Raw genomic sequence first — 26,597 nt, 5'->3', positions numbered from 1 at the left:
TATCCAAAATTAACTCCATTCATAAAAACAATCACTTTCAGAAACATCAACGTCGATCCACCCACTCCTGCACCACCACACTGCCTACCAGATCGCCTTCGACATTGACGGCCGTGCGCAAGGTATCCAGCAGCCGGTCTATAGGCAACAGGATGGCGATGGCTTCGGCCGGCAAACCCACCGATTGCAGCACCATCACCATGGTGACCATGCCTGCGCTGGGGATACCGGGTGCGCCTATCGCCGCCACCATGGACATCAGCATCACGATGAGCTGCTGCACCAGATTGAGTTCGATGCCGACCAGATTGGCGATGAACAAGGCCGCTGCCGCTTCATACAAGGCAGTGCCGTCCATATTGATGGTGGCTCCCAGGGGGATCACAAAACCGCCGATCTCGCGACGTACATGCAGATGCTGCTCGGCGCAGCGCAGCGTGATCGGCAAGGTAGCCGAACTGGAACTAGTGGCGAAGGCCGTGACCAGCGCTTCGCGCGCGCCACGCCAGAACCACCAGGGTGTTTTGCCGGTGACCAGGTACATGATGAGCGGCAGCACCACCACCCCGTGCAGCAGCGTGATGCTGGTCACCAGCGCGACGAACTTGCCCATGCTGCCCAGCATGGCCAGATCCTGCGTCGCCACCAGCTTGATCAGCAGGGCGAGAATGCCGAACGGCGCCAGGTACATGATCCAGCCTACGATGCGCAGGATCAGCTCCAGGAACTCCTGCATGAGCTGCAGGATATTGCGATACCGCTCACCACCCAGCACCAGCGCGATGCCCATGAACAAGGCAAAGATCACCACGGCCAGCACATTGCCCTCGGCAAAGGCGCGGAACGGGTTCATGAACAGGCCATGCAGGAAGTGCGCGATGAATTGCGGCAGCGTCATCTGCTGCGCGGCAAAGCTGCTGGTGGATGCCTGGAACATGGCCAGGCTCAGCCCCGCGCCCGGCCGCACCAGATTGCTGGCCAGCAAAGCCATGCCGATGGCGATGGTCATGGTGATGAAGAAGAACACCAGTGTGGTCCTCCAGACGCGGTTGACACTGCCGTGTGCCTGCAGATTGGCCACCCCGACCACGATAGAGCTGAACACCAGCGGAATCAGCACCATCTTGAGCAAGTCGATGAACACCCCGCCGACGATGTCGGTGGCATAGAACACCGTCTGCTTGCTGGCTGCATCGAAGCCGCTGACCAGCCAACCCACTATCAGACCGAGTAGGGCGGCGATAAGGATCTGCTGGTTCAGCGACGGCAACTTCATGGCTGTGCGTCCGCTTCGGCCTTGTCCGTGACTTCAGCTTCCGCGACAAGCTTGTCTGCTTCCACCTCATCTGCAGCTGCCGCAGGCGCGCCGACCGGGACTGCTTTTTCAAACACGGCAGCGAAGAAACCATCGGTCTGGTGCTTGTGCGGCAGCAGTTGCAGGAAATCGCCGGTATCCAGTACAACCTGCTGCTGGGCCAGCAAGGGCCCGGCAGGCACCAGCACGAACTGCGGATGCGCGCTCAGGAAAGCCTGCGCCTGTTGTTCATTCTCTTGCTGCAGCAAGCTGCAGGTGGCGTAGACCAGGCGACCTCCCGGTTTGACCAGTCTGGCCGCGCGCGCCAGGATGCCCGCCTGCTTGGCAACCAGCTCGGTCAGATCCTGTTCCGTCATGCGCCATTTGAGGTCCGGGTTGCGGCGCAGGGTACCCAGACCGCTACATGGGGCGTCCACCAACACACGGTCGAACTTGCCATCCAGGCGCTTCAACTTGGGATCGTTCTCGCTAGTGATGAGCTGACTGTGCAGATTGGACAGGCCGGAGCGCTTCAAACGCTGGCCCAGATTGAGCAGCCGCTTCTCGGAGACATCAAAGGCATAGATGCGACCCGAATTACGCATGATGGCACCCAGCGCCAGGCTTTTGCCGCCCGCCCCAGCACAGAAATCCGCCACCATCTGGCCACGGCGTGGCGCGACCAGCTGCGCCAGCAACTGGCTGCCCTCGTCCTGCACCTCGAATTTGCCTTCCATGAACCAGGGGTGACGGCTGATGTTCATCTTCTGCGTCATGCGCAGGCCTTGCGGCGAATACGGCGTGGGCGCGATCTCGGTCTTCTCGCTGGCCAGCTTGGCCTGCACCTCTTCACGCGTGGCCTTGATGAGGTTGACGCGCAGGTCCAGCGGCGCAGGCTGATGCATGCTGCGTGCGATGATCAGCGCTTCGGCCTCGCCGTATTGTGCGGACAGCCACTGCCACAACCACTCCGGCAGATCGGCCTGCACGGCAGGCGGCAAGGCATCGGTGCTCACCGCCTTGATGGCATGTGCCCATTCCAGCTGCTGTTTGTTGAGTGCACCGTCCAGCTCGCGCAGGCTATGGCCTTGCACACGCAACAACCAGGCCAGCAGCAACTTGCGTGGGTCTTCACCCTCGGCCAGATGACTGAGCAGGGCCTTGCGGCGCAACACGCCGTAGACGGATTCGGCCACAAACGCGCGGTCCTTGGTGCCCAGTTCGCGGTTCTGTTTGAAGAACCAGCTGAGTTTGACATCCGCCGGGCCTCTGTTGCCCAGTACATCGACCAGCGCCACAGCGGCCAGTCGCAACAGGTTGGAAGAAATGGATTGCATGCTTGCTTTCTAAATGACACGCCGGCCCGGGATACGGGCCAGCGCGGGGACCGCCGTCAACGGATGTTGATGCTGGTCAGGTTTTGCTCGATGGTCACGCCTTTTTCGTCGCGCAGACGGATGCGTACCGGCAGATGCTGCTGATCGCTCGCCAGCCAGAACTCCTTGGTGTCATCATCAGGCTCCGGGTTGGCTTCCACCAGATGCACGGTGCTGAACTGCCCGGCGGCGAGCTTGAGCGCGACATCACGCGCATTCACTTTGTAATGGTATTCCTTGAGTTTTTTGCCGGTGGTGACGGGCAGATTGAGCGTGGTCACGGGCGGCGCGAACATGAACTGGTAGCTGAAGCTGGCCAGATCCTGCGCACCCTGTTGCAGCGCTGCCGTTCTGGGCTTGCCCTTCACCTTCATGTTGAGCGTGCTGGCTGCCCAGTCAAAATCGGCGCTCAGCGAGCGTGACGCGCTGTCACCCTGGTGCAACTCAAAATGGCTGGGCTTCAGCCCGGCCGTGGTGACTTCACCTTCGCTGCGAAGCACGCGCTTACCCATCAGCGCATACACGCCCAGGCCCTTGGTCACTGATTCGATCTGGTAACGGCCTTTATCCTCGCGGTAGGTCTCGGTGACCGTGGCGAACGCCTGCCCATTGCGTGTCGCTTCGTAGACCAGCTCGACCTGCTTGGGTGCCGCCAGCGCGGGCTGGCTCAGCCACAACAGTAAAGCGATGATTCCTGATAGCGTTTTCAACACGACATCTCCTGGTTTTTGATCAACAAACGTGAACGACTAAGCAATAACGTTTGCAACGGCGATCGGTTGGCATCCATGGGCGGGCTGCTCGTGTTTCAGACCACCACGGTAGGGGCTTCACCTGCGGCCTGGGCGCGGATATGGCCCAGGCGATATACCTGCTCGCCTTCCGCGGTCAGCAGCGCTTGTGCCGCGTCGGCCTGTTCGGCCGCCACGATCACCACCATGCCGATGCCGCAATTGAAGGTGCGGTACATCTCGTCATTGGTCACGTTGCCTTGCGCCTGTAGCCACTGGAACAGCGGTGGCAAAGTCCAGGCGTCACGCTGGACTTCGGCGGTCAGGCCGGCTGGCAGCACACGCGGCACGTTCTCGGTGATGCCACCGCCGGTGATATGGGCCATGCCCTTGACCGGCAAGGCCTGCATCAGCTTGAGCAGCGGTTTGACGTAGATACGCGTCGGCGCCATCACCACATCGCGGAATGGACGCCCATTGAAATCGGCATTGAAATCGATGCCGGATGTCTCGATCAGCTTGCGGATCAGCGAATAGCCGTTGGAATGCGCGCCACTGGAGGCGAGGCCCAGCACCACGTCCCCCGCCGCGATGGTGCTGCCGTCGATGATGGCGTCACGGTCCACCGCGCCCACGGCAAACCCCGCCAGATCATACTCACCGGCCGGGTACATGCCCGGCATCTCGGCGGTCTCACCGCCCACCAGCGCACAACCGGCCTGCTCACAACCCGCCGCGATGCCCTTGATGACATCCGCTGCCGTGTCCACTTCCAGCTTGCCGCAGGCGAAGTAGTCGAGGAAGAACAGCGGTTCGGCACCCTGCACCAGAATGTCGTTGACACTCATGGCCACCAGGTCGACGCCGACCGTATCGTGCTTGTCGAGCTGGAAGGCCAGCTTGAGCTTGGTGCCCACACCGTCGGTACCGGAGACCAGCACCGGGTTCTTGTACTTCTTGGGGACTTCGAACAGGGAGCCGAAACCGCCGATACCGCCCATGACTTCAGGGCGCATGGTGCGCTTGGCGAACGGCTTGATGCGCTCCACCAGTGCGTCACCGGCCTCCATATCGACACCTGCATCGCGATAGCTGATGGAAGTTTTTGCCGCATCGCCGCCCGAATGATTAGAATTCAACTGCGCTCTCGCTTTCACAATTAATAGTTCGAGAAAAATACATCAAGATAAAAGTCTTGATTAAAGGCATAATTTTACCCGATATGACCAGCAAACGAGAAAACCTGTTGCCCGATTACCGCATCATCGTGCTCACAGCCGCATTTATGCTGCTGATGTACCTGCTGCTGCCGGTGATGGCGCCCTTCCTGGTAGCGGCCATTTTGGCGTATATCTGCAACCCGCTGGTGGATAGACTGAGCCACTTGCGGCTGGGCACCCGCGGCCTGGGACGCACCACTGCCACCCTGCTGGTGCTGCTATTGCTGGTCGGCGTGCTGATCCTGCTGGTGCTGGTCATCGTACCCCTGCTGCAACGCGAACTGCTGGTAGTGATACAGCGCCTGCCCAACTACATCAGTGCAGCACGTGACCGGCTGGAGCCCTTGCTGATGCAGTATTTCGGCGTCGCGCTCGACATCAATGTGGCGCAGATCCAGGAGATCCTGACCAAGCACTGGCAAAGCGCCAGTGGCGTGGTCGGCAAGGTGCTGGCCACCGTCAGCACACATGGCATGGCCATCATCGGCTGGCTGGTCAACCTGGCCCTGGTGCCTGTGGTGCTGTTCTATCTGCTGCGCGACTGGCACGGCCTGATCGGCCGCATCGCCCACCTGCTGCCGCGCCGCTGGGTGGGCAAGACCAACATCATCGCCCACGAGATCGATCTGGTGCTGGCTGAATTCCTGCGCGGGCAGCTGTCGGTGATGGTGATGATGAGCCTGTTCTATGCCATTGCCCTATGGGCAGTCGGGCTGGAACTGGCCTTGCCGGTGGCGCTGATCGCCGGCCTGCTCGGGTTTGTGCCTTATCTGGGTGTAGCCATCGGCCTGTCGCTGGCCGTGCTGGCAGCTGCTCTGCAGTTCTCCAGCCTGGCCGAGGTGATCCCGGTGTTACTGGTGTTTGGCTTGGCTCAACTGCTGGAAGGCATGCTGCTCACGCCCTGGCTGGTCGGTGACCGCATCGGCCTGCACCCGGTGGCGGTGATCTTTGCGCTGCTGGCCGGTGGCGAGTTGTTCGGCTTCAGTGGCATCCTGCTGGCCTTGCCAGTCAGCGCCGCCATCGCCGTGGGTCTGCGTCATGCCAAGCATAGTTATCTGGCCAGCGACACTTACCTTAAACAGCCTTGATCGGCTTGGACTTCGATAACCTAGCCGTTTTCCCATGAAACAATTATTGCTGGATATCCAGCCGGCCTCACCGCCCACGCTGGAGAATTTCGTCGCCGGTCGTAACAGCGAGGTGCTGCACAGCCTGCAACACGTGCTGGCAGGTGGCAGCGCCGTGCATGCGGTCTATCTGTGGGGCGACAGCGGCAGCGGAAAATCGCACCTGCTGCAGGCCTGCGCCAGCCGCGCGCTAGCCTTGGGCCTGCATCTGGTATGTGCCGATGATGTACACAGGCTGGATGAGGCCGCACAGATCCGGCTGTTCGACCAGTACAACCAGCAACGCGAAAACGGTGGCCTGCTGATCGCCTGTGGCACGGCCGCGCCCACCCAGATGGGCCTGCGTGACGACCTCGCCACACGGCTGGCCTGGGGCCTGGTCTACCAGCTGCAACCACTCAGCGATGCAGAAAAGGCACTGGCCTTGAAGTCGCATGCACAAGCGCGTGGCATGCGCCTGCCCGATGAGGTCGTCGATTACTGCCTGCGCCATCTGCGCCGTGACCTGCCTACGCTGATGGCCACGCTGGATGCCCTGGACGAATGGTCGCTGACCGAACAAAAGCCTGTTACCGTGCCGCTGCTGCGCAAGCTGCTGCAATTTCCATTGAATGTATAACGAACCCTGATGTTAAGACTGACCGAAATCAAACTGCCGCTGACGCACGCCAACCCCGATGGGGCCAGCCATGCCGAGATCGAAGCGGCCATCCTCAAAAAGCTGGCTATCCCGCCGGATGAACTGCTCGGCTTCAGCATCTTCCGGCGCGGCGTGGACGCACGTAAATCGCATGCCATCCTGCTCATCTATACGGTGGACATCGCCGTGCGTGACGAAAAGCGCATCCTGGCCAGATTCAGCAAGGACGCACACGTCAACCTCACGCCAGACACCAGCTACAAGTTCGTGGCACAGGCTGCTGCCGACAGCACACAGGCACGCCCGGTCATCATCGGCTTCGGCCCGGCCGGTCTGTTCACGGCGCTGGTGCTGGCCCAGTCCGGCTTCAAGCCGCTGGTGCTGGAACGCGGCAAAGCCGTGCGTGAACGCACCAAGGACACCTGGGGCCTGTGGCGCAAAAGCGTGCTGAATCCGGAATCCAATGTGCAGTTCGGTGAAGGCGGCGCCGGCACCTTTTCCGACGGCAAGCTGTACAGCCAGATCAAGGACCCCAAGCATTACGGCCGCAAGGTGCTGCAGGAGTTCGTCAAGGCCGGTGCGCCGGAAGAGATCCTCTACGTCAGCAAACCGCATATCGGCACCTTCCGTCTGGTGGGCATGATAGAAAGGATGCGCGAAACCATCATCGCGCTGGGCGGCGAGATCCGTTTTGGCAGCCGCGTGGATGACATCGAGATCGAGCAGCAGCATGGCAAGGGTCAGGTGCAGGCGGTGGTGCTGGCCACTGGCGAACGCATCCCCACCCAGCATCTGGTGCTGGCTGTGGGCCACAGTGCACGCGACACCTTCGAGATGATCCATAAACGCGGCATCTACGTGGAAGCCAAACCGTTTTCGGTCGGTTTCCGCATCGAACACCCGCAATCGCTGATCGATGCCAGTCGGCACGGCCCGTTCGCCCAGCACCCGGTGCTGGGCGCGGCAGATTACAAGCTGGTGCACCATGCCAGCAATGGCCGTTCGGTATACAGCTTCTGCATGTGCCCGGGCGGCACGGTGGTAGCGGCGGCCTCGGAGCCGGAACGGGTGGTCACCAACGGCATGAGCCAGTATTCACGCAATGAACGCAATGCCAACGCCGGCATCGTGGTCGGTATCACGCCGGAACAGGATTATCCTGGTCACCCGCTGGCGGGCATCGCCTATCAGCGGCAGTGGGAATCGCGCGCTTATGAACTGGGCGGCCGCAATTACCAGGCCCCCGGCCAGCTGATCGGCGACTTCATCGCCGCCCGGCCTTCCACCGCCTTTGGCAGCGTACAGCCTTCCTATACACCGGGGGTGCACCTGACCGACCTGGCCACTTCGCTTCCGGAGTTCGCCATCAGCGCCATCCGTGAAGCCCTGCCAGCGTTCGCGCGCCAGATCAAGGGCTTTGACCTGCCGGACGGCCTGCTCACTGGCGTGGAAACGCGCACCTCGTCACCGATCCGCATCAAGCGTAACGACGACGACCTGCAAAGCCTGAACACCAAGGGCTTGTTCCCGGCTGGAGAAGGCGCGGGCTATGCGGGCGGCATCCTGTCAGCCGCCGTGGATGGCATCCGTATCGCGGAAGCCGTGGCGCTCAGCCTCAGCGGCACGCCGCTGACACTGAAGCCCTGAGAAAACCCTGCAAGGCCAGGTCAGCCCGCGCTCACGCTAGCCTCGCCATTGCCGGTCTGGCCTTTGTTGTCGTGCCAGACCACCTTGATCAGGTCGCCCACCTTGGCACCGCGCAGATGAAACGTCAGGTACGGGTTCTTGGAAATGCCGGTACCCCACTGCGCTTCCAGCACGGGCTTGCCATTCAGACTGGCGGTCAATAGCTGGATGAAATGAGCAGGCACCACCTGTTCCAGATCATTCTTGCGCCTGCCGGTCTCCATGGGGTGCCCGATCAGCACCTTGACCTCGGTGATCTCGCCCTTGAGCAGGGCACGCATCTTCATGTTGTCATTCATCGCCCGCTCCTAACCGCAGCCACCGAGTGAGACTTGCACCTGTTTGCTGGCAGTGAAATAGTGCTCGCCAACCTTGACGATGACCTGCAGTTGCGCGCTTTCCGCCATCTTGATACGCGTCACCACATACGGGTCGGCGCCGTTGCTGAACATGAAATTGGCGATCAGAGGCGTCGGATTCTTGTCCACCAGGATGGCGATCGCCTCGGTATTGGCGATGCGGCTACGCACCTCCACCTGCACCACCGCGCCGTTCTCGGCGAAATCCGGTGCGACGATGTCGATCTCGCTGCTGGGCTGCTCACTCGCCACCTGCAGGTGCTGACGTGCAGCAGGCACCGTTGCCGCCTCGAACGCTGCTTTGTTCCACAGCGCGGCCAGCGCCTGCAAAGGCAGCAATAGCAGGCTGGCCAGACTCATCCCCAAAAAATGTCTACGTTGCATCAGGTTCCCCGTTCAGGCTAGATCAGTTCAAGGCTAGATAAAGTTAAAAGCCGGCTCAGTTGAAGAAGCCACGCTTTTTCGGCTCGGACAGTTTCTGTCGCAGCTGTCTGAGGCGTGCTTCCACGATGGATTGCTGGTAAAAGTCGCCATCTGCCGCCTTGGCGGCGAGCTGCATCTGTTCGATCGCCGCTTCCAGATTGAAGCGCAGGTAATAGGCCTCGCCCTGCGCCTGATGGCGCAACATGTTCTTGCCCTTCGCCGTGTACGCCTTGGACAACACCTCGTACAGATATGGGTCGTTAGGGAACTGGGGCTGCTTTTCCTGCACGAACTTGATCAGCTTGTCACTCTGCCGTGTGGACAGCAGGTAATTGGCATAGCCGTAGACCAGCGCACGATTATCCGGGTAGCGCGTCAAAGCAGCCTGATACTGACGGGCCGCGCCTTCGACATTGCGCCTGGCCATTTCGATATCGGCCGCCAGAGTTTCTATCATGGGATGCGGGGCGGCGTTCTTGCGCAGCCAGGCCAGCTGGGTCGACGCGCCACTGGTGTCACTCTTGCGCAACAGCACCTGCGCCAGACCGTAATGCTGCGAGGCTTCGTCGCTGTAACGCTTTTCTTCGATATTGCTTCTGAACAGATCTTCAGCCTGCTTCACACTGCCCACAGCAGCCAGCAGCTTGGCACGCACATAATGGAATTCGGTCGTACTAACGACTTGCTTGTACGGCATCTGGTCCGCACGCCCGCGCACATCCGAGATGCGCTCCGAGGTCAGCGGGTGGGTACGCAAGAAGGAAGGCGCACTGCCTTCCAGGAAACGCGAACCGCGCTGCAAGGTCTCGAAGAACACGGGGGCCGCACGCACATCGTAACCCGCCGCTTCCATGATCTGCAGGCCGACGCGGTCGGCTTCACGTTCATGTTCACGCGTGTAATCCAGCTGCTTCTGGATGGAGCTGGCCCCCACCGCCTGGATAGCGCCGCCCGCCAGCTGCGGACTACCCTGCGAAGCCAGCAAGGCCAGCGCCATCGCCGCCAGCGTGATGATGCTGTCCTGCTTCTGGCGCGCCATGGCGCGCGCCAGGTGGCGCTGGGTGACGTGGGCGATCTCGTGGCCCATCACGCTGGCCACTTCCGACTCGCTGCCAGCCGCCACGATCAGGCCGGTATGGATGCCGATCACCCCACCCGGCATGGCGAAAGCGTTGATGGAATTGGCGCGCACCACGAAGAACTGGAACTGCTGACGCTTGTCCGGCCCCACCGCCACCAGCTTGTAACCCATGCTCTGCACATAGTCGGCGACCTCCGGGTCCTGCACCACCTGGTCGCTGACGGACACCTCACGCATGATCTGGTCGGCGATGCGTTGCTCGTCCTGCGGCGACAAGGCCTCGGCCGAGGAATCGCCAAGATCGGGCAAGTCATCGGCCATCACCGCAGAGGCCAGCAGCAGGGGGAGCAGCAAGGACAGCAGAATCGCCGGGAGAGTCGCGTGCGTTGTCTTCATCATTGTTATGATAACGGGGTTGAGCATCAAGTTCATCTGGGCGCAGAAGCGAAACCGAAGTTTAATATCTGGCCATGGCAGGGTGTTCTGCCAGTGAATTCGTGAGCGAATTCGTGAGCGACTTCGCCAGCAGTTTAGCCAGCAGGTTCAAGAACGTAAACAGTAATCTGGCCAGCACCCGGACCCAGCATCTGGATCCACCGTTCGGCCAGTCATCAGGACAAGGACAGCATGAGTACACTCACCCATTTCGACGCCAGCGGCCAGGCGCACATGGTCGACGTAGGCAACAAGAACGACACCCGCCGCATCGCGGTAGCCAGCGGCCATATCCGTATGCTGCCGGACACGCTGGCGCTGATCGTCAGCGGTGATGCAAAAAAAGGCGATGTGCTGGGCGTGGCACGCATCGCTGCCATCCAGGGCTCCAAGCGCACCTCCGAACTGATCCCGCTCTGCCACCCTATCAGCCTGCACAAGGTGAGCGTGGCCTTCGATATCGACCAGCCAGCACACAGCATACAGTGCACGGTGACCGCTGAAACCGTGGGCCGCACCGGTGTGGAGATGGAAGCACTGACCGCCACCAGCATCGCGCTGCTGACCATCTACGACATGTGCAAAGCCGTGGACCGCGGCATGACCATCAGCGACATCCGCCTGCTGGAGAAGCAGGGCGGCAAATCCGGGCACTGGAAATCAGCCGCGTGATGTCTTGAATGGGCGGCGCTGACTTAAGCCGCTTGCAGCGTGAACGGCTGCATGTCCATGCTGGGCGGTGCGCCACAGATCAGGTCTGCCACCAGCGCAGCACTGCACGGTGCCATGGTCAGGCCATAACGGAAATGGCCGGTGTTGAGGTAGAGGTTTTCGATCGCGGGGTGCACAGAAATGGTGGGCAGGTTATTGGGCGTGCCCGGCCGCAAACCACTCCAGTGCCTGAGCACCGGCATCTGCCGTAACGCGGGGTAGAGGTGCTCGGCCTTGGCGATCAGGCTGTCGCGTACCTCTTGCGTGACGCCTGCGTCAAAACCCACATCTTCCAGCGTACTCCCGGCCAGCAACACGCCATCACGGCGCGGCACCAGATAGAAACCGTCACGGTAGACGATATGCTCCAGCGGCTGCGCAGGCTGCTGATAGAGCAGGATCTGGCCACGCATGGGCTTGATGTCGAGCTGGCTGGCGTTGGCGCTCAGCAGGTCGAAACTCCAGGCCCCGGAGGTGACCACGAACTGGTCCGCTTCCAGCCAGTCGCCAGCGGTGGTCTGCCAGGCCTGCAGGCGCTCGATCTGCGGCAAGGGCTGCAAGGCGGTGTGCTCGATGAAAGTGACGCCCAGTTGCTGCAACAATGTACGCAGCGCCTGCATCAACTGTGGCGGGCGCACCTGTGCCACGCCAGGCAGATGCAAGGCCATGCCCTCACCACCCAGATGCGCTGGTGTAGCCAGCTGACTGGCACTGAGACCATGTGTGCTGCACCAGTCCGTCGCGGTATGCAGATCGTAGGGCGGCAATAGCAGCATGCCGTTGGCTGTGTATTCGGGGTCGATGCCGGTCTGATCCGCGAGACGCTGGCACAAAGGCGCATACAGGGCCGCCCCGCGCAAGGTCAGCTGGTTCACCGGCTCGGCGTAGAACCAGGGCAGCAGACCGAACAGGATACCGGCCCCCGCCCAGGACGATTCGCCCGAGGTCTGGCTGGCGATCTGGTTGCGCTCCACGATGGTCACACGACAGCCGCGCTCCACCAGCGCCAGTGCGGTCTGGCAGCCGACGATGCCGCCGCCGACCACGATCACATGGCGACTCATCGCCCGGTCAACAGTAGCTTTTCAGCACTGACCAGATTTTCCGGCTTGCCCAGCAACACCACCGCATCCCCCTCCAGGTACACCGTATCCGGTGTGTATTCCATGTTCTTGATATTGCCGCGCCGCAAGGCCTTGACCTCGACCTGATAGGCGGCCAGCCACACATCGATGGCGCGCATGCCGACGCAATAGGCTGAAGAAGTGAGCACCACGGTATGCAGGCGCGGCATATTGCTTTCCGTGCCATCGATGTCCGCGTCCGTCACCCCATGGAAGAAGCCACGGAACAGCTCGTAACGCTCCTCGCGGAAGACACGGATGCGCTTCACCACGCGGGTCAGTGGCACACCCAGCAACATCAGCGCGTGCGAAGCCAGCATCAGGCTGCCTTCCAGCACTTCCGGCACCACCTCGGTGGCACCTGCGGCACGGAACGCGGCCATGTTGGCGTCATCCACGGTACGCACGATGACAGGCAGCTGCGGGTAATTGTCCTGCACCACATGCAGGATACGCATGGCAGAAGGCGGGTCGTCATAACTGATCACCAGCGCCTTGGCACGCGCGCAGCCGGCCGCATTCAGCACGATACGGCGGCTGGCGTCGCCGTACATCACATTCTCACCGGCAGCAGCAGCCTCCTGCACGCGACTGGGGTCGATATCCAGTGCCATGAACGGGATCTTCTCTTCCTTGAGAAAGCGTGCCAGATATTGACCGCTGCGCCCGAAACCGCAGATCACCACATGGTCCTGCAGTTCAGCGCCTGCTTCGCCGATCTCGGCGATCTGCCGGCTGCGGTTGCGTGTGTAGCTGCGCGAGAAGAATTCGGTGATGCGCAGATTGTGCTGGATCAGGAAGGGTGCGATCACCATGGATAACAGCGAAGCCGCCAGCACCAGTTGCAAGGCTGGCCCTTGCAGCAGACGGTGCTCCAGACCCAGCGCCAGCAGCACGAAGCTGAACTCCCCTGCCTGCGCCAGGGTGATGCCGGTACGTATCGCCACCCCGCTCTCGTGCCCGAACCAGCGGCTCAGGCCTGCCACCACCAGCGCCTTGAAGGCGACCAGGGCCACCACCAGCAACAGGATGGGGACGATATGATCCATCAACATGGACACATCGATCAGCATGCCGATGGTGATAAAGAACAAGCCCAGCAAGATGTCGCGGAACGGCGCGATGTCCGACTCCACCTGATAGCGGTAACGCGTTTCCGAGATCAGCATGCCCGCCACGAACGCGCCCAGCGCGTAGGAAAGCCCGGCCGCCTTGGTGATGAAGGCCAGCAGCAAGGTCACCATCAGCACGTTCATGACGAACAGCTCACGCGAACGCTGGCGCGCCACCAGTCCGAACCAGGGGTTCATCAGGCGCTTGCCGAACACCAGCAGCAGGATCAGCAGCGCCGCCGCCTTGAGCAGGGCCAGCAGCAAGGTCATGGCCAGATCGTTGCCGTGATCGGCCAGCGCAGGGATCAGCACCAGCAAGGGCACCACGGCGATGTCCTGGAACAGCAGCACGCCGATGGCCAGACGGCCGTGTCGGGCATTGATATCCAGACGCTCCACCAGCATTTTGGACACGATGGCCGTGGAGGACATGGCAAAAGCACCGGCCACCACCAGTGCGGCAGTCCAGCTCAGCCCCAATACCATGCACACCGCCATGGTCACCAGCATGGTGATGGCCACTTGTGCACCGCCCAGGCCGACCACGGTCCTGCGCATGGCGTACAGCTGGGTCAGGCTGAACTCCAGGCCGATGCTGAACATCAGGAACACCACACCGAATTCGGCCAGCTCACGATTGGCTTCCGTATCGGGCAGCAGGCCCAGCGCCTGCGGGCCCAGCAGCAGGCCGACCAGGAAATAGGCCAGCATGGGTGGCAGACGCGTGGCGCGGAAAAACGCCACCGCCAGCACCGAGGCGACGAGCAGGATCAGGACAGCAGGCAGGGTTTGATGCATAGTAAGTTCGGCATGTGGTGAGCAAAAATTATGCCGACTCACTTAAAAGTCGGGCTTATTTACCGGGTTATCCTTTATTCGTCGGGCATTCCCTTTTATACTTGTGGCATGGAATTCGCTCCACTCGCAAAAGCCGTACCGCTTAAATCGCTGACATCGCCGCTGGAACTGGCACGTGACGTGTTACGCATCGAAGCGCGTGAAGTGGAAGCACTCGCAGAGCGGCTGGACCATCATTTCACACAGGCCGTGGCGCTGATTCTACAATGCCGCGGGCGCGTTGTGGTGACAGGCGTAGGCAAGTCCGGCCACATCGGCTCCAAGATCGCTGCCACGCTGGCCAGCACCGGTACGCCTTCTTTTTTCATGCACCCTGGCGACGCCAGCCACGGTGACCTGGGCATGATCACGGCGGACGACATCGTCATCGCCTTGTCCAACTCTGGCGAAAGTGACGAACTGTTGGCCATCGTGCCTCTGCTGAAACGCATGGGTGCCAAGCTGATCAGCATGACCGGCAATAGCCAATCCGCCCTGGCCAAGCAATCGGATGTGCATCTGGATGCCGCTGTATCACAGGAAGCCTGCCCACTGGGCCTGGCGCCTACGGCCAGCACCACCGCAACGCTGGCACTGGGCGACGCGCTGGCGGTCACCCTGCTGGATCAGCGCGGCTTTTCCGCCGAGGATTTCGCGCGTTCGCACCCAGGTGGCAACCTGGGCCGCCGTCTGCTGGTGCTGGTGTCCGACATCATGCGCACCGGCCAGGACCTGCCCGTGGTGAGCACCACCACCTCGCTGTCGCAGGGCCTGCTGGAAATGTCGCGCAAAGGCCTGGGCATGACGGCGGTGGTGGATGCCAACAAGCGCATCGTCGGCATCTTCACCGATGGTGACTTGCGGCGTGCCTTCGAACAAGGCGTGGATGTGCGTGTCACCATGATGCAGAACATCATGCGCACCCAGCCGCTGCGCATCCAGCCGGACAAGCTGGCGGTGGAAGCGGTGGAACTCATGGAGCATCATAAAGTTAACGTGCTGCTGGTCGTGGATCAGCAGGACAATCTGGTCGGTGCAATCAATATGCACGATCTTCTGATAGCAAAGGTGGTTTGATTTGACTCCGGCAGAACAACGCGCAAAACGCATCAAAGTGGTGGCATTCGACATCGACGGCGTGATGACCAACGGCGGCCTGATGCTGGGCGACGATGGCCTGGAATACAAGACCTTCCATTCTCTGGATGGTCTGGGCCTTAAGATGCTGAAAGCCAGCGGTATCACCATGGCCATCGTCACGGCCCGCAGCTCCAACGTGGTGAGCGTGCGCGCCAAGAACATCGGCGTCACGCACATCTATCAGGGTGCAGAGAACAAGCTCATCGCCTTTCAAAATCTGATCGCCGACCTCGGTGTGACAGCTGAAGAATGTGCGTTCATGGGCGACGACGTGGTGGATCTGCCGCCGATGCGCCGTGCCGGTCTGGCCGTGACTGTACCGCACGCCATGCCACTGGTGAAGCAGCACGCACACTACGTGACCGAACGTCAGGCCGGCATGGGCGCGGTGCGTGAACTGTGCGAGCTGATCATGAAGGCGCAAGGCACCTTCGATGAGCAAATGGCCCCATTCCTGATCTAACGCCCGTCGCTGTCATGCACGCCCGTCCCGTCATCCTGTTTCCGCTGCTGCTGCTCGCCCTGCTGGCGATGCTCACGCTGTGGATCGATTATGTGGTGCAAGCACCCGAACCGAAAACGGATGGCAGCAGCCGGCACGACCCGGATTTCATCATGAACAATTTCGTCACCAAGCGCACCGACCTGAACGGCAATCCGCGCTATGTGCTGGCTGCGGCCGAGATGCGGCATTATCCGGACGACGAAACCACCGAACTGGTGCGTCCGCGCTTCACGCAGTACAGCGTGGACCAACCCTACACCCAGATCGAAGGCCAGCGCGGCACCGTGTCCAAAGACGGCGAGACGGTGGAGGTGATGGACAATGTCAAGGTGACACGTCAAGCTAGTGCCAACAGCGCGGAATTGGTGATCAATACCGAATATCTGCATATCACCCCGGATAAGGACCTCGTGAAAACCGACCGGCCTGTCGTTATCACACAAGGCAAGACGGTGATACGCGGTACCGGCATGATTTACAACAAAGAATTACAAACCGTACAACTACAGAAAAATGTACGCGTGCATTATGTGCGTCCCGCAGTAAAATCAGGCAAGAAGGCTGCCGCAAAACCCGGCAGCAAAAAGCGCTGACCTCGATACGTCAAGCCCACGATCAATTCGGAGAAACCATGTTCAATCCAGTCTGCCGCGTTCTGTTCAGTCGCCAGCTCAGCCGCCTGATCCGGGTTCTGATCCCGGCGCTGCTCAGCCTGTCGGCCAGCAGCGCTTTTGCCGAAAAGGCGGATAGAGACCAGCCCATCAATCTGGAAGCGGATTCGGTTCAAGTCAACGAGGCCAAGAAGATCAGCACTTACAGTGGCAACGTGATCCTGACCCAGGGCACGCTGATGATACGTGGTGACAAGCTGGTGGTGCGTGAAGACAAGGAAGGCTTCCAGCACAGCACCTCCACCGGCAACCCCACCACCTTCCGCCAGAAACGTGATGGCAGCAATGAATACATGGAAGGCAGTGCGCTGCGCATCGAATACGATGGCCGCATGGACAAGGTACAACTGTTCAACAAGGCCTGGGTGAAGCGCGGCGAGGATGTCGTACATGGCGATTACATCAGCTATGACGCCAGCTCGGAGTATGCTGAAGTGATAGGCGGCGGATCGCAGGCGGCAGGCAACACGGGCGCTGGTGGTGGTCGCGTCAAAGCAGTGATCCAGCCCAAGAAGAAAACCACCGACAGCAGCGCACCGACTGCCGCACCCTGAACCGCCACAACGCAGATGACAGGCGCGGACAAGAGGCGACGACACCGCAGTGAACGGCAGAATGCCTTGCTGGAGAAATCAAGGCCATAGAAATGAAGCCCAAAGGTGTGAACCCAAAGCTGCAAAGGCGAGAGCAACCAAGGCGAGAGAAACGAAAGCCAGATGAGCGCATTGATCGTAGAGAATCTACGTAAAAAGTACAAATCACGCACCGTGGTGCAAGACATCTCGTTACAAGTCAACAGTGGCGAAGTGGTCGGCTTGCTCGGCCCCAACGGTGCGGGCAAGACCACCAGCTTCTACATGATGGTCGGCCTGGTATCGCTGGATGGCGGGCGTATCCTGCTGGACAACCGCGATCTGAGCCGCCTGCCCATACACCAGCGCGCGCGGCTGGGCCTGTCCTATCTGCCGCAGGAGGCCTCCATCTTCCGCAAGCTCACGGTCAGCGAGAACATCATGGCCATCCTGGAGCTGCAAAAGCTGGAGCCCGAACAAAGGGAGCAGCAGCTGGAGCACCTGCTGGAAGAACTCAATATCGTGCATATCCGTGACAGCAGCGGGGTGAGCCTGTCCGGCGGTGAGCGTCGGCGTGTGGAGATCGCGCGCTGCCTGGCCACCAACCCCAGCTTCATCCTGCTGGACGAGCCGTTCGCGGGCATAGACCCGATCGCGGTACTGGAGATCCAGAAGATCATCCGCCTGCTCAGCGCCCGCAATATCGGTGTGCTGATCACCGACCACAACGTACGTGAAACCCTGGGCATTTGTGATCGTGCCTATATCGTCAACGATGGGCGTGTATTTGCCGCTGGTCAACCCAGCGAAATCATCCACAACTCAAGTGTGCGCGAAGTCTACCTGGGCAAGGACTTCCGCCTGTAAGCGGTCACCAAGATGAAACAAAGCCTGCAACTCAAATTTTCGCAACACCTCGCGCTGACTCCACAGCTGCAGCAGTCTATCCGTTTGCTGCAATTGTCCAGTCAGGAGCTGAACCAGGAGCTGGAGGGCTTTCTGCAAGCCAACCCCTTGCTGGAAAGGCTGGAGCCAGGCAGCGAAACCGGTGAGAACGGCGAAAGCTACATTCCCACCGCACCTGGTCTGGGTGAAGCGGAGAAGTCTGCGGACCCTGTCGCCGAGGCCCCAGTTGCAGAAAACTTCGGTGAAGACTATTTCGACTCGCCCGGCGGCAGCAACCGCTGGGAAGAGAGTGGCGCTGGTAATGACGATGCTGATGACAGCGATTTCGGCTTTCAGGAAGCCGCCACACTGTCCCTGCACGACCACCTGCTGCGCCAGTTACAGCTGCTGCCCTTGTGCGAGCGCGACCTGGGGCTGTGCCTGCTGCTGGTGGATGCCATCAATGACGATGGTTATCTGGAGCAGTCGCTGGAAGATCTGGTCAGCCTGCTGGACCCAGCACTGGGCGATTTCGTCTCCGACGAGGATAAAGACCGCGACTTCGATCCGGTGGAACTGGAAACTGCACTCAAGCACATCCAGCATCTGGACCCCCCAGGCGTAGGCGCGCGCAGCCTGTCCGAATGCCTGCTGCTGCAGCTGCAGACCATGCCAGCCGATACGCCTAGCCTGCAACTGGCCTGCGACATCGCCCGCGAGCACCTGCCGCTGCTGGCCGCACGCGACTACGCGCGTCTGCGCAAAGTACTGCATTGCGACGATGATGCCCTGCGTAACGCCCAGCAGATGCTCACCCAGCTCAACCCGCGTCCGGGTGCTGCCTTCAGCCATATCGCCAGTGACCACTTCATCCAGCACGAGATCGTGGTGAAGAAGGTCAAGGGCATCTGGCTGGCCAGCCTCAATGACGAGGTGGTGCCCAAGCTGCGCATCAACCAGATCTACGCCAACATCCTCAAGCGCAACCGCGACAGCTCCAGCCAGTACCTGATGAGCCAGATGCAGGAAGCCAAGTGGATGATCAAGAACATCCAGCAGCGCTTCTCCACTATCCTGCGTGTGTCGCAGGCCATCGTGGACCGGCAGCGCAACTTCTTCGAACACGGCGAAGTGGCCATGCGTCCGCTGGTGCTGCGCGAGATCGCGGATGAGCTGGGCTTGCATGAATCGACCATTTCGCGGGTCACCACGCGCAAGTACATGCTCACTCCGCGTGGCGTCTACGAGCTCAAGTATTTCTTCGGCAGCCATGTGGCGACCGAAGCGGGCGGCGCCTGCTCGGCCACTGCCATCCGCGCGCTGATCAAGCAGATGGTGGCGGAAGAGAACCCGCAGAAGCCGCTGTCCGATAGCCAAATCACTGAAATCCTCGGCAAACAAGGCATCGTGGTGGCAAGACGCACCATCGCCAAGTACCGGGAATCGCTGCAGATCGCGGCGGCTAGCCAACGCAAGTCGCTATGATCGACAGCATGCATCAACGTCGTCATCAACTGAGGAGAGCAATATGAACCTGCAACTTACCGGGCATCATCTGGAAGTCACCCCTGCCCTGCGCGACTACGTACAAAGCAAACTGACGCGCATCAGCAATCATTTCGATCATGTGATCGACGTGAAGATCACCCTCAGTGTCGAAAAACTGCTGCAAACTGCGGAAGCCACGCTGCACGTGCCGGGCAATGACCTGCATGTCGCTTGCAGTGACGAAAACATGTACAGCGCGATCGATCTGCTGGCTGACAAGCTGGACCGCCAGGTGCTGAAGCACAAGGAAAAGGTCGCGGACCACCACCGCGTCAATGGCGCAGTCAAGCATCAGGCGACCGAATAACCTTCACGTTCACTTCTTCGAACCATGGCCGAGATCAGCGTCAACCAACTGTTCAATGACACCCGCAGCAAACTCAAACTGCTGTGGGTGGCAGGACAGGCGGGCGGTGACAACCTGCTCACCAGCGAAACGGTGACCAAACCGTCACTGGCGCTGATCGGCCACTTGAATTTTGTGCATCCCAACCGCGTTCAGGTACTGGGCTGCGCTGAAATGGATTACCTGCGCAGCCTGGGTCAAAAAGAGATGCAGCAGGCCATCCACAATCTGTTCTCCACCGATCTCGCTGCCGTGGTGGTTGCCAATGGTGAAAAGCCGCCGCAGGATCTGATCAACGCGGCAGACAACTTCACCACCCCGCTGTTCACCTCGCCGTTGCGCAGTCCAGGCCTTATGGACGTGCTCAGCCACTATCTGGCGCAAGCTGTGGCCGAATCCATCAGCTTCCATGGCGTGTTCCTGGAAGTGCAGGGCTTTGGGGTGCTGATCAAGGGCAACCCGGCCATAGGCAAGAGCGAACTGGCGCTGGAACTGATCTCGCGCGGGCACCGCATCGTGGCCGACGACATCGTGGATTTCTTCCGCATCGCGCCGGACCGACTGGAAGGCCGTTGCCCGCCGCTGCTGCAGGACTTCCTGGAAGTACGCGGCCTGGGCATCCTCAACATACGTGCCCTGTTCGGTGACAACGCGGTCAAGCCGACCAAGCCACTGGACCTCATCGTGCAGCTGGAAATGGCCGACAAGATGCAGATGCACATGCTGGACCGGCTTGAAGTCAAAGCGCAGCACGAAAAGATCCTGGGCGTGAAGATCCCCAAGATCACCCTGCCCGTCGCCGCCGGTCGCAACATCGCAGTGCTGGTAGAAGTCGCCGTACGCAACAACATGCTGCTGATGCGCGGCATCAACGGCACCAAGCAGTTCATGCAACGCCAGCATCGCGAAATGGCACGCCTCAACCAGAACAAGGCGGCACCACGCCGACGCAGCAAAGCCATCAGCGGCGGGAGCGAAGACTGATGCAGCTGGTGATCATCAGCGGGCTGTCAGGTTCCGGCAAGAGTGTCGCCCTGCGTGCGCTGGAAGATAGCGGCTATTACTGCATAGACAATCTGCCTGCCACCCTGCTGCCACAGATCACCTCGCATATCGGCCAGCAACAGCGCCTGGCCGTCAGCGTGGACACACGCAGTGCCGCGCTGGAAGCTTTGTACGACAACATCGCGCATCTGCGTGCCCAAGGCGTGGCGGTGCAACTGCTGTATCTGGAATCCAATGTGGAGACGCTGGTCAAGCGTTTCAGCGAAACACGCCGCCGTCACCCGCTCAGCAATGAACACACCACGCTGGCCGAAAGCATCGTGCGCGAGCGCCACATGCTGGAGCAACTGGCCGAGCATAGCCATCGCCTGGACACCAGCGATATCAGCGCCAACACCCTGCGCAGCTGGGTGCGTTCCTTCGTCTCGCACGACCACAGCGGCCTGACGCTGCTGTTCGCTTCCTTCGGTTTCAAGCATGGCATTCCGCTGGATGCCGACTATGTGTTCGACGTGCGCTGCCTGCCCAACCCATACTATGACCCGGCCTTGCGGCCGCTCACCGGACGTGACCTGCCGGTCGCTGAATTCCTGCAGCAGCATGCCGCAGTAGACCGCATGTATGAAGACATCCAGCAATTCATCAGCCGCTGGCTGCCCAGTTTCGTGCATGACCATCGCAGCTACCTCACCGTCGCCGTAGGTTGCACCGGCGGACAACACCGCTCGGTGTACCTGGTGGAAAAACTGGCCGCCCATTTTCAACAGCAACAGCAGAAAGTGCTTGTGCGTCATCGCCAGTTGGGCGAAGTCCACGACAGCATGTACAGGACGAACAAATGATAGGAATATTGATTGTGGCGCACGGTACGCTGGGTGAAAGCCTGATCCACTGTGCCAGCCATGTCATGGGCGGGCGCCCGCCCAAACTGCAGCAGCTGGGCATAGGCATGCATGACGACCCGGTCGATCTGCTGCCGCTGGGCCTGCAGATGGTGCGTGATCTGGATGAAGGTCAGGGCGTGCTGGTGCTGTCCGACATCTACGGCGCCACCCCCTGTAACGTGGTGGGCAAGCTGCTCACGCCGGGGCGTGTGGAAGGCGTGGCGGGCGTCAATCTGCCCATGCTGGTGCGCGCGCTGACCTATCGCAATGGCAGCATCACCACACTGGTGGAAAAAGCGCTGAGTGGCGGCCGTGAGGGCGTCGTGCATTTTACTGAGGAAGCATGCAAGCATCATGATCAAGCAGGAAATTGAAATCATCAACAAACTCGGCTTGCATGCGCGTGCATCCACACGCCTGACGCAGACCGCAAGCCAATTCAATTGCGAGATCTGGCTGGAACGTAACGGTAGACGCGTCAACGCCAAAAGTATCATGGGCGTGATGATGCTGGCCGCCAGCAAGGGCAACAAGCTGATCCTGGAAGCCAATGGCGCGGATCAAGAAGCCGCCATCAATGCGCTGACCACCCTGATCAACCAGCGTTTCGGCGAGCCGGAATAAGGCCGATGCCAGCGCCCAGCGCCCCCGTCTCGTTCTCCATGCACGGCATCGCCGTGTCCGGTGGCATCGCCATCGGCCGCGCGCATCTGGTCTCCAATGCCCTGCTGGAAGTCGCACACTATCAGCTGCCCGAGCACCTGCTCAGGCTGGAGATCGCGCGCTACGAACAGGCCATCTCCACGGTGCGCCGTGACCTGCAGACCATCAAGCAGCAATTGCCGGCAGGGGCGCCTGCCGAGCTGGATGCCTTTGTCGCCACCCACCTGATGATCCTGGGCGACAAGCACCTGTCCGAAGAGCCCAAGCACATCATCCTGCGCGAGCAATGCAACGCCGAATGGGCCGTCAAGCTGCAGATGGAAGACCTGGTCGAACAGTTCGAGCAGATCGAGGACGAGTACCTGCGCGAGCGCAAGCAGGACGTGGTGCAAGTGGTGGAGCGCATCATCAAGGCGCTGCTTGGCCACCCCAGCCAGGTCGCCGTGCGCGAACAGGAGAGCGACATCATCCTGGTCGCCCATGACCTGTCGCCTGCCGATGCCATCCAGTTCAAGCATCACCAGTTCGCGGCCTTCATCACCGATGTAGGCGGCGTCACCTCGCACACCGCCATTCTGGCGCGCAGCCTCAACATCCCGTCCATCGTCGCCATGCAGCGCGCGCGCGACCTGATCCGTGACGATGAGCTGATCATCGTCGATGGCAATCAGGGCGTGGTCATCGTCAACCCGGACAAGGACACGCTGGGCGAATACCGGCTCAAGCAGGAACAATGGGAGCTGGAGCAGCAAAAGCTCAAGCGTATCCGCCTCAACAAGGCGGTCACGCTGGATGGCACCGCTATCGAGCTGCATGCCAACATCGAAGTGCCCGAGGACGTGGTCAAAGCCAAGGCCGCCGGTGCCACCGGCATCGGCCTCTACCGCACCGAATTCCTGTTCATGAACCGGCGCGAGATGCCGGACGAAGAGGAACAGTTCATCGCTTACCGCAAGGTGGCCGAGGCCATGAAAGGCCTGCCGGTCACCATCCGCACCCTGGACTTGGGGGCGGACAAGCAGATGAACCCGGATACGGCACGCAGCTGCACCAACCCGGCGCTGGGCTTGCGCGCCATTCGCCTGTGCCTGGCTGACCCGCCCATCTTCCATGCCCAGCTACGCGCCCTGCTGCGCGCCTCGCATTACGGCAATATCAAGATCCTGGTGCCCATGCTGTCCACGCTGTCCGAGCTGCGCCAGACCAAGCTGATGCTGGAACGCGCCAAGCTCAGCCTGCGCAAGCAGCAGATCCCGTTCGATGAGGACATCAAGCTGGGCGGCATGATAGAAGTGCCCGCGGCAGCGCTCACCGCCGAGGCGTTCGCCCAGCAGCTGGATTTTCTGTCCATAGGCACCAATGACCTGATCCAGTATTCGCTGGCCATCGATCGCACCGACGATAGCGTGTCGCATCTGTACAACCCGCTGCACCCGGCCGTGCTGCAACTGGTGGAGATGACCATACGGGCCGGCGAGAAACTCGGCAAGCCGGTGTCGGTGTGCGGCGAAATGGCTGGTGACCCGCGTCTGACCAAGTTGCTGCTGGGGCTGGGGCTACGTCAGTTCTCCATGCATTCGGCGCAACTGCTGGCGGTGAAACGCCGTATCCTGCAAACCGACGTGCCGCGTCTCGGCGTACTGGCACGCAAGATACTCAACAGCGGTGACAGCGACAAAATTGAACCTTTGCTGGATAAACTCAATCTTCAATAAGGAGGATGCACCATGAGTGAGCCATTGTCAGAAACGACCATCCAACAACCCAGCTCCGACGATAAGAACATCGTCGTGTTGACCCACTTGGGTGGCATCCTGTTCTGTTTTCTGCCCGGCTTGATCGTCTGGCTGCTGAAAAAGGACGACAACGCCTACATCGCCGAACAGGCGCGTGAAGCGCTGAATTTCCAGATCTCGCTGCTGATCGCTTATGCCGTCTGCTGGGTGCTGATGTTCATCCTCATCGGCTTCTTGCTGATGCCTATGCTATGGCTGGTGAACCTGCTGTTCAGCATCCTGGCCGCTGTCGCCACCAGCAAAGGCGAAAACTACCGTTACCCGCTGGCATTGCGCCTGATCAGCTGAGATGCCAGCAGCCTGAATACCGGCCAGATGGAAACAGCCGGTACATTGAATGAAGGAATCGCTCGTGAACGACCCGGTTATGCGCACCAACCCTCTGCTGGATTTTTCCGGCCTGCCCCGTTTCGACCAGTTGCTGCCGGACGACGTCAGCCCGGCGGTGGACGCCCTGTTACAAAACGCGCGCGTGCAGATCGAACAACTGGCCAGCGCCACCAGTGCACCCAGCTGGGACAATTTCGTGCGCCCGCTGGAAGATCTCGAAGAACAGATCTCGCGTGCCTGGACCCAGGTCAGCCACACCAATGCCGTGGTCAACAGCCCGGAACTGCGCCAGGCCTATAACGACAACCTGCCCAAGCTCACCGACTTCTACAGCGACCTGGCCCAGGACGAACGCCTGTACGCACGCTACCGTGCCCTGCGCGACAGCGCCGCTTACACCAGCCTCAACACCGCCCAGCGCAGGATCATCGACAACGAGCTGCGTGATTTCCGCCTGGGTGGGGCCGAGCTGCCCACGGCAGAAAAAGCCCGCTTCAAGGCCATACAGGAACAGCTGTCCTTGCTGACCTCGCGTTTCGAGGAAAACATCATGGACACCACCAATGCCTACGCGCATTACGTGGAAGACGCCGCGCAGGTGGCCGGCGTGCCGGCAGATGCCCTGCAGACCGCCAGCGAAGCCGCACAGGCCGATGGCAAGCGCGGCTGGAAGTTCACGCTGCACTTCCCGTCCTATATGCCGGTGCTGCAGTACGCTGACGACCGCGCGCTGCGCGAGACGCTGTACCGCGCTTACGCCACGCGTGCCTCCGAGTTCGGCAAACCGGAGTGGGACAACTCGCCACTGATGGTGGATATCCTCAAACTGCGCCAGGAAGAGGCGCATCTGCTGGGCTATGCCAATTACGCCGAGATGTCGCTGGCCAGCAAGATGGCCGACACGCCTGCGCAAGTGGTCGAGTTCCTCGACACGCTGGCCAAGCGCGCCCAGCCTTATGCCGCGCGCGACATGGCCGAACTGACCGCCTATGCGGCCAAGCTGGGCATCAGCGACATGCAGGCCTGGGATGTGGCGTATGTGTCGGAAAAGCTGCGCGAAGACAAATATGCCTTCTCCGATCAGGAGGTGAAGCAATACTTCCCGGAAGCCAAGGTGCTGGCCGGCCTGTTCAAGGTGATCGAAACCATCTTTGGCGTACAGGTAAAGCAATCCGCCGCGCCGGTATGGCATGCCGATGCCAGCTTTTACGATATCGTGCAAAGCAACGGCCAGCTGGTCGGCCAGTTCTATCTGGACCTGTATGCGCGCAACAACAAGCGCGGTGGCGCCTGGATGGATGAAGCCATCACGCGTCGCCGCAAAGCCCATGGTGTGGAGACCCCAGTGGCGTTCCTGACCTGCAATTTCTCCGGCCCGGTGGGCGGCAAACCGGCGTTGTTCACGCACGACGAAGTACAGACCCTGTTCCATGAGTTCGGTCATGGCCTGCACCACATGCTGACGCAAGTGGACGAATACGGCGTGTCCGGCATCAAGGGCGTGGAATGGGATGCGGTGGAACTGCCCAGCCAGTTCATGGAGAACTTCTGCTGGGAGTGGGATGTGCTGCGCCACATGACCGCCCACGTGGACACCGGTGCTCAGCTGCCACGCGCGCTGTTCGACAAGATGGTGGCCGCCAAGAACTTCCAGGCCGGCATGCAGACCGTGCGGCAGATCGAGTTCTCGCTGTTCGACATGCGTTTGCACAGCGATTTCGACCCGCATGGCAGCGCCACCGCGCTGGACCTCATCGAGCAGGTACGCGACGAAGTGGCCGTGGTGCGCCCACCCAAGTGGAACCGCTTCCCGCATAACTTCTCGCACATCTTCGCGGGTGGTTATGCAGCAGGCTATTACAGCTACAAATGGGCGGAAGTGCTATCGGCAGATGCCTACAGCCTGTTCGAAGAGACTGGCGTGCTATCCGAGGCCACGGGCCGCAAGTTCTGGCAGGAGATCCTCGCCATGGGTGGCTCACGCCCGGCGCTGGAATCCTTTGTCGCCTTCCGTGGCCGCGAACCCAATATGGATGCGCTGTTGCGCCATAACGGCATGAACGCCTAGTTCACATTCAGTGGCTGGCCACTGACGC

General features: G+C 60.7%; 27 protein-coding genes. 18 read left to right on the top strand and 9 right to left on the bottom strand.

Annotation, left to right across the window (positions count from 1 at the left end):
- Window positions 1-46 precede the first annotated feature (46 nt).
- The 4 genes from ED236_RS08900 to purM all read right to left on the bottom strand — a co-directional run bounded on the left by ED236_RS08900 (window position 47) and on the right by purM (window position 4,540).
- Entirely contained in the window at window positions 47-1,276 is a 1,230-nt protein-coding gene (locus tag ED236_RS08900; RefSeq protein ID WP_123237618.1) for a dicarboxylate/amino acid:cation symporter, read from the bottom strand.
- Window positions 1,273-2,631, bottom strand: a complete 1,359-nt coding sequence (locus ED236_RS08895) for an RsmB/NOP family class I SAM-dependent RNA methyltransferase (protein ID WP_240032092.1) — start codon at window positions 2,629-2,631, stop codon at window positions 1,273-1,275. The genes ED236_RS08900 and ED236_RS08895 overlap by 4 nt, the downstream gene beginning before the upstream one ends.
- 56 nt (window positions 2,632-2,687) lie before the next feature.
- Window positions 2,688-3,380 (bottom strand): DUF3108 domain-containing protein, encoded by a 693-nt coding sequence (locus ED236_RS08890; protein WP_193726087.1) that lies wholly within the window; start codon window positions 3,378-3,380, stop codon window positions 2,688-2,690.
- A 98-nt stretch (window positions 3,381-3,478) separates the two neighbouring features.
- On the bottom strand, window positions 3,479-4,540 hold the full coding sequence (gene purM, locus ED236_RS08885; protein ID WP_193726086.1) for a phosphoribosylformylglycinamidine cyclo-ligase: 1,062 nt from the start codon (window positions 4,538-4,540) through the stop codon (window positions 3,479-3,481).
- 83 nt (window positions 4,541-4,623) lie between these two features.
- Between purM and ED236_RS08880 the strand changes: the two genes are divergently transcribed.
- Genes ED236_RS08880 through ED236_RS08870 form a run of 3 tightly spaced genes read left to right on the top strand, consistent with a single transcriptional unit; the run spans window position 4,624 to window position 8,035 of the window.
- On the top strand, window positions 4,624-5,709 hold the full coding sequence (locus ED236_RS08880; RefSeq protein WP_123237616.1) for an AI-2E family transporter: 1,086 nt from the start codon (window positions 4,624-4,626) through the stop codon (window positions 5,707-5,709).
- A 34-nt stretch (window positions 5,710-5,743) separates the two neighbouring features.
- Window positions 5,744-6,367, top strand: coding sequence for an HdaA/DnaA family protein (locus tag ED236_RS08875; RefSeq protein WP_123237615.1), 624 nt, complete (start codon window positions 5,744-5,746; stop codon window positions 6,365-6,367).
- A 9-nt stretch (window positions 6,368-6,376) separates the two neighbouring features.
- Window positions 6,377-8,035 carry an NAD(P)/FAD-dependent oxidoreductase gene (locus tag ED236_RS08870; protein ID WP_123237614.1) on the top strand — a complete coding sequence of 553 codons (1,659 nt, stop codon included), beginning with the start codon at window positions 6,377-6,379 and terminating at the stop codon, window positions 8,033-8,035.
- A 20-nt stretch (window positions 8,036-8,055) separates the two neighbouring features.
- Here the strand turns inward: ED236_RS08870 and soxZ are convergent, their stop codons facing one another.
- The 3 genes from soxZ to ED236_RS08855 are packed head-to-tail and all read right to left on the bottom strand — an operon-like array spanning window position 8,056 to window position 10,333.
- Window positions 8,056-8,373: a thiosulfate oxidation carrier complex protein SoxZ gene (gene soxZ, locus ED236_RS08865; RefSeq protein WP_123237613.1), complete on the bottom strand. Its 318-nt coding sequence runs from the start codon at window positions 8,371-8,373 to the stop codon at window positions 8,056-8,058.
- Between the two features lie 9 nt (window positions 8,374-8,382).
- Window positions 8,383-8,817, bottom strand: coding sequence for a thiosulfate oxidation carrier protein SoxY (gene soxY / locus ED236_RS08860; protein ID WP_123237612.1), 435 nt, complete (start codon window positions 8,815-8,817; stop codon window positions 8,383-8,385).
- Window positions 8,818-8,872: 55 nt separating this feature from the next.
- Window positions 8,873-10,333 carry a M48 family metalloprotease gene (locus ED236_RS08855; protein WP_123237699.1) on the bottom strand — a complete coding sequence of 487 codons (1,461 nt, stop codon included), beginning with the start codon at window positions 10,331-10,333 and terminating at the stop codon, window positions 8,873-8,875.
- Between the two features lie 231 nt (window positions 10,334-10,564).
- Between ED236_RS08855 and moaC the strand changes: the two genes are divergently transcribed.
- Window positions 10,565-11,044, top strand: a complete 480-nt coding sequence (gene moaC / locus ED236_RS08850) for a cyclic pyranopterin monophosphate synthase MoaC (protein ID WP_123237611.1) — start codon at window positions 10,565-10,567, stop codon at window positions 11,042-11,044.
- A gap of 23 nt (window positions 11,045-11,067) precedes the next feature.
- Here moaC and thiO read toward each other — a convergent pair whose 3' ends face one another.
- Both thiO and ED236_RS08840 read right to left on the bottom strand, forming a co-directional pair.
- Window positions 11,068-12,147 carry a glycine oxidase ThiO gene (gene thiO, locus ED236_RS08845; RefSeq protein WP_123237610.1) on the bottom strand — a complete coding sequence of 360 codons (1,080 nt, stop codon included), beginning with the start codon at window positions 12,145-12,147 and terminating at the stop codon, window positions 11,068-11,070.
- Window positions 12,144-14,117, bottom strand: a complete 1,974-nt coding sequence (locus ED236_RS08840; protein ID WP_123237609.1) for a monovalent cation:proton antiporter family protein — start codon at window positions 14,115-14,117, stop codon at window positions 12,144-12,146. The genes thiO and ED236_RS08840 overlap by 4 nt, the downstream gene beginning before the upstream one ends.
- Before the next feature lie 108 nt (window positions 14,118-14,225).
- On the opposite strand from ED236_RS08840, the gene ED236_RS08835 reads away from it, so the two are divergent.
- The 14 genes from ED236_RS08835 to ED236_RS08770 all read left to right on the top strand — a co-directional run bounded on the left by ED236_RS08835 (window position 14,226) and on the right by ED236_RS08770 (window position 26,569).
- Complete coding sequence (locus ED236_RS08835) at window positions 14,226-15,233, top strand: KpsF/GutQ family sugar-phosphate isomerase (protein WP_123237608.1); 1,008 nt, start codon at window positions 14,226-14,228, stop codon at window positions 15,231-15,233.
- 1 nt (window position 15,234) lies between these two features.
- Window positions 15,235-15,759: a KdsC family phosphatase gene (locus ED236_RS08830; RefSeq protein ID WP_123237607.1), complete on the top strand. Its 525-nt coding sequence runs from the start codon at window positions 15,235-15,237 to the stop codon at window positions 15,757-15,759.
- Between the two features lie 14 nt (window positions 15,760-15,773).
- Window positions 15,774-16,394 carry an LPS export ABC transporter periplasmic protein LptC gene (gene lptC, locus ED236_RS08825; RefSeq protein WP_123237606.1) on the top strand — a complete coding sequence of 207 codons (621 nt, stop codon included), beginning with the start codon at window positions 15,774-15,776 and terminating at the stop codon, window positions 16,392-16,394.
- Between the two features lie 38 nt (window positions 16,395-16,432).
- Window positions 16,433-17,026: a lipopolysaccharide transport periplasmic protein LptA gene (gene lptA, locus ED236_RS08820; RefSeq protein ID WP_123237605.1), complete on the top strand. Its 594-nt coding sequence runs from the start codon at window positions 16,433-16,435 to the stop codon at window positions 17,024-17,026.
- A 162-nt stretch (window positions 17,027-17,188) separates the two neighbouring features.
- Complete coding sequence (gene lptB / locus ED236_RS08815) at window positions 17,189-17,911, top strand: LPS export ABC transporter ATP-binding protein (RefSeq protein WP_123237604.1); 723 nt, start codon at window positions 17,189-17,191, stop codon at window positions 17,909-17,911.
- A gap of 12 nt (window positions 17,912-17,923) precedes the next feature.
- Window positions 17,924-19,414, top strand: coding sequence for an RNA polymerase factor sigma-54 (locus ED236_RS08810; protein ID WP_123237603.1), 1,491 nt, complete (start codon window positions 17,924-17,926; stop codon window positions 19,412-19,414).
- Between the two features lie 43 nt (window positions 19,415-19,457).
- The gene (gene hpf / locus ED236_RS08805; RefSeq protein WP_123237602.1) at window positions 19,458-19,784 is read left to right on the top strand and encodes a ribosome hibernation-promoting factor, HPF/YfiA family; all 327 of its coding nucleotides are present in this window, start codon (window positions 19,458-19,460) and stop codon (window positions 19,782-19,784) included.
- A 24-nt stretch (window positions 19,785-19,808) separates the two neighbouring features.
- Window positions 19,809-20,807: an HPr(Ser) kinase/phosphatase gene (hprK, locus tag ED236_RS08800; protein ID WP_123237601.1), complete on the top strand. Its 999-nt coding sequence runs from the start codon at window positions 19,809-19,811 to the stop codon at window positions 20,805-20,807.
- On the top strand, window positions 20,807-21,670 hold the full coding sequence (rapZ, locus tag ED236_RS08795; RefSeq protein ID WP_123237600.1) for an RNase adapter RapZ: 864 nt from the start codon (window positions 20,807-20,809) through the stop codon (window positions 21,668-21,670). The genes hprK and rapZ overlap by 1 nt, the downstream gene beginning before the upstream one ends.
- Complete coding sequence (locus ED236_RS08790) at window positions 21,667-22,086, top strand: PTS sugar transporter subunit IIA (protein WP_123237599.1); 420 nt, start codon at window positions 21,667-21,669, stop codon at window positions 22,084-22,086. Before rapZ ends, ED236_RS08790 begins: the two co-directional genes overlap by 4 nt.
- Window positions 22,067-22,336 carry an HPr family phosphocarrier protein gene (locus ED236_RS08785; protein ID WP_123237598.1) on the top strand — a complete coding sequence of 90 codons (270 nt, stop codon included), beginning with the start codon at window positions 22,067-22,069 and terminating at the stop codon, window positions 22,334-22,336. Before ED236_RS08790 ends, ED236_RS08785 begins: the two co-directional genes overlap by 20 nt.
- A gap of 5 nt (window positions 22,337-22,341) precedes the next feature.
- Window positions 22,342-24,090, top strand: a complete 1,749-nt coding sequence (ptsP, locus tag ED236_RS08780) for a phosphoenolpyruvate--protein phosphotransferase (protein ID WP_123237597.1) — start codon at window positions 22,342-22,344, stop codon at window positions 24,088-24,090.
- A 12-nt stretch (window positions 24,091-24,102) separates the two neighbouring features.
- Window positions 24,103-24,459, top strand: a complete 357-nt coding sequence (locus ED236_RS08775; RefSeq protein ID WP_123237596.1) for a DUF4870 domain-containing protein — start codon at window positions 24,103-24,105, stop codon at window positions 24,457-24,459.
- A 79-nt stretch (window positions 24,460-24,538) separates the two neighbouring features.
- The gene (locus tag ED236_RS08770) at window positions 24,539-26,569 is read left to right on the top strand and encodes a M3 family metallopeptidase (protein WP_123237698.1); all 2,031 of its coding nucleotides are present in this window, start codon (window positions 24,539-24,541) and stop codon (window positions 26,567-26,569) included.
- The last annotated feature ends 28 nt before the right edge of the window (window positions 26,570-26,597 follow it).

Source organism: Pseudomethylobacillus aquaticus, assembly GCF_003730115.1.
GTDB lineage: Bacteria > Pseudomonadota > Gammaproteobacteria > Burkholderiales > Methylophilaceae > Pseudomethylobacillus > Pseudomethylobacillus aquaticus.
This window is presented reverse-complemented; position numbering and strand designations above follow the sequence as displayed.

What these genes read in the sequence shown, in the direction of transcription:
- lptA (WP_123237605.1), top strand. Translation starts at nt 16,433, where the DNA reads ATGTTCAATCCAGTCTGCCGCGTTCTGTTCAGTCGCCAGCTCAGCCGC.
- soxY (WP_123237612.1), bottom strand. Translation starts at nt 8,817, where the DNA reads ATGCAACGTAGACATTTTTTGGGGATGAGTCTGGCCAGCCTGCTATTG.
- hpf (WP_123237602.1), top strand. Translation starts at nt 19,458, where the DNA reads ATGAACCTGCAACTTACCGGGCATCATCTGGAAGTCACCCCTGCCCTG.
- ED236_RS08895 (WP_240032092.1), bottom strand. Translation starts at nt 2,631, where the DNA reads ATGCAATCCATTTCTTCCAACCTGTTGCGACTGGCCGCTGTGGCGCTG.
- lptB (WP_123237604.1), top strand. Translation starts at nt 17,189, where the DNA reads ATGAGCGCATTGATCGTAGAGAATCTACGTAAAAAGTACAAATCACGC.
- ED236_RS08775 (WP_123237596.1), top strand. Translation starts at nt 24,103, where the DNA reads ATGAGTGAGCCATTGTCAGAAACGACCATCCAACAACCCAGCTCCGAC.
- ED236_RS08900 (WP_123237618.1), bottom strand. Translation starts at nt 1,276, where the DNA reads ATGAAGTTGCCGTCGCTGAACCAGCAGATCCTTATCGCCGCCCTACTC.
- lptC (WP_123237606.1), top strand. Translation starts at nt 15,774, where the DNA reads ATGCACGCCCGTCCCGTCATCCTGTTTCCGCTGCTGCTGCTCGCCCTG.
- ED236_RS08875 (WP_123237615.1), top strand. Translation starts at nt 5,744, where the DNA reads ATGAAACAATTATTGCTGGATATCCAGCCGGCCTCACCGCCCACGCTG.
- soxZ (WP_123237613.1), bottom strand. Translation starts at nt 8,373, where the DNA reads ATGAATGACAACATGAAGATGCGTGCCCTGCTCAAGGGCGAGATCACC.
- ptsP (WP_123237597.1), top strand. Translation starts at nt 22,342, where the DNA reads ATGCCAGCGCCCAGCGCCCCCGTCTCGTTCTCCATGCACGGCATCGCC.
- ED236_RS08790 (WP_123237599.1), top strand. Translation starts at nt 21,667, where the DNA reads ATGATAGGAATATTGATTGTGGCGCACGGTACGCTGGGTGAAAGCCTG.
- ED236_RS08785 (WP_123237598.1), top strand. Translation starts at nt 22,067, where the DNA reads ATGATCAAGCAGGAAATTGAAATCATCAACAAACTCGGCTTGCATGCG.
- rapZ (WP_123237600.1), top strand. Translation starts at nt 20,807, where the DNA reads ATGCAGCTGGTGATCATCAGCGGGCTGTCAGGTTCCGGCAAGAGTGTC.
- thiO (WP_123237610.1), bottom strand. Translation starts at nt 12,147, where the DNA reads ATGAGTCGCCATGTGATCGTGGTCGGCGGCGGCATCGTCGGCTGCCAG.
- ED236_RS08855 (WP_123237699.1), bottom strand. Translation starts at nt 10,333, where the DNA reads ATGAAGACAACGCACGCGACTCTCCCGGCGATTCTGCTGTCCTTGCTG.
- ED236_RS08770 (WP_123237698.1), top strand. Translation starts at nt 24,539, where the DNA reads ATGCGCACCAACCCTCTGCTGGATTTTTCCGGCCTGCCCCGTTTCGAC.
- ED236_RS08870 (WP_123237614.1), top strand. Translation starts at nt 6,377, where the DNA reads ATGTTAAGACTGACCGAAATCAAACTGCCGCTGACGCACGCCAACCCC.
- hprK (WP_123237601.1), top strand. Translation starts at nt 19,809, where the DNA reads ATGGCCGAGATCAGCGTCAACCAACTGTTCAATGACACCCGCAGCAAA.
- ED236_RS08880 (WP_123237616.1), top strand. Translation starts at nt 4,624, where the DNA reads ATGACCAGCAAACGAGAAAACCTGTTGCCCGATTACCGCATCATCGTG.
- ED236_RS08810 (WP_123237603.1), top strand. Translation starts at nt 17,924, where the DNA reads ATGAAACAAAGCCTGCAACTCAAATTTTCGCAACACCTCGCGCTGACT.
- moaC (WP_123237611.1), top strand. Translation starts at nt 10,565, where the DNA reads ATGAGTACACTCACCCATTTCGACGCCAGCGGCCAGGCGCACATGGTC.
- ED236_RS08840 (WP_123237609.1), bottom strand. Translation starts at nt 14,117, where the DNA reads ATGCATCAAACCCTGCCTGCTGTCCTGATCCTGCTCGTCGCCTCGGTG.
- ED236_RS08835 (WP_123237608.1), top strand. Translation starts at nt 14,226, where the DNA reads ATGGAATTCGCTCCACTCGCAAAAGCCGTACCGCTTAAATCGCTGACA.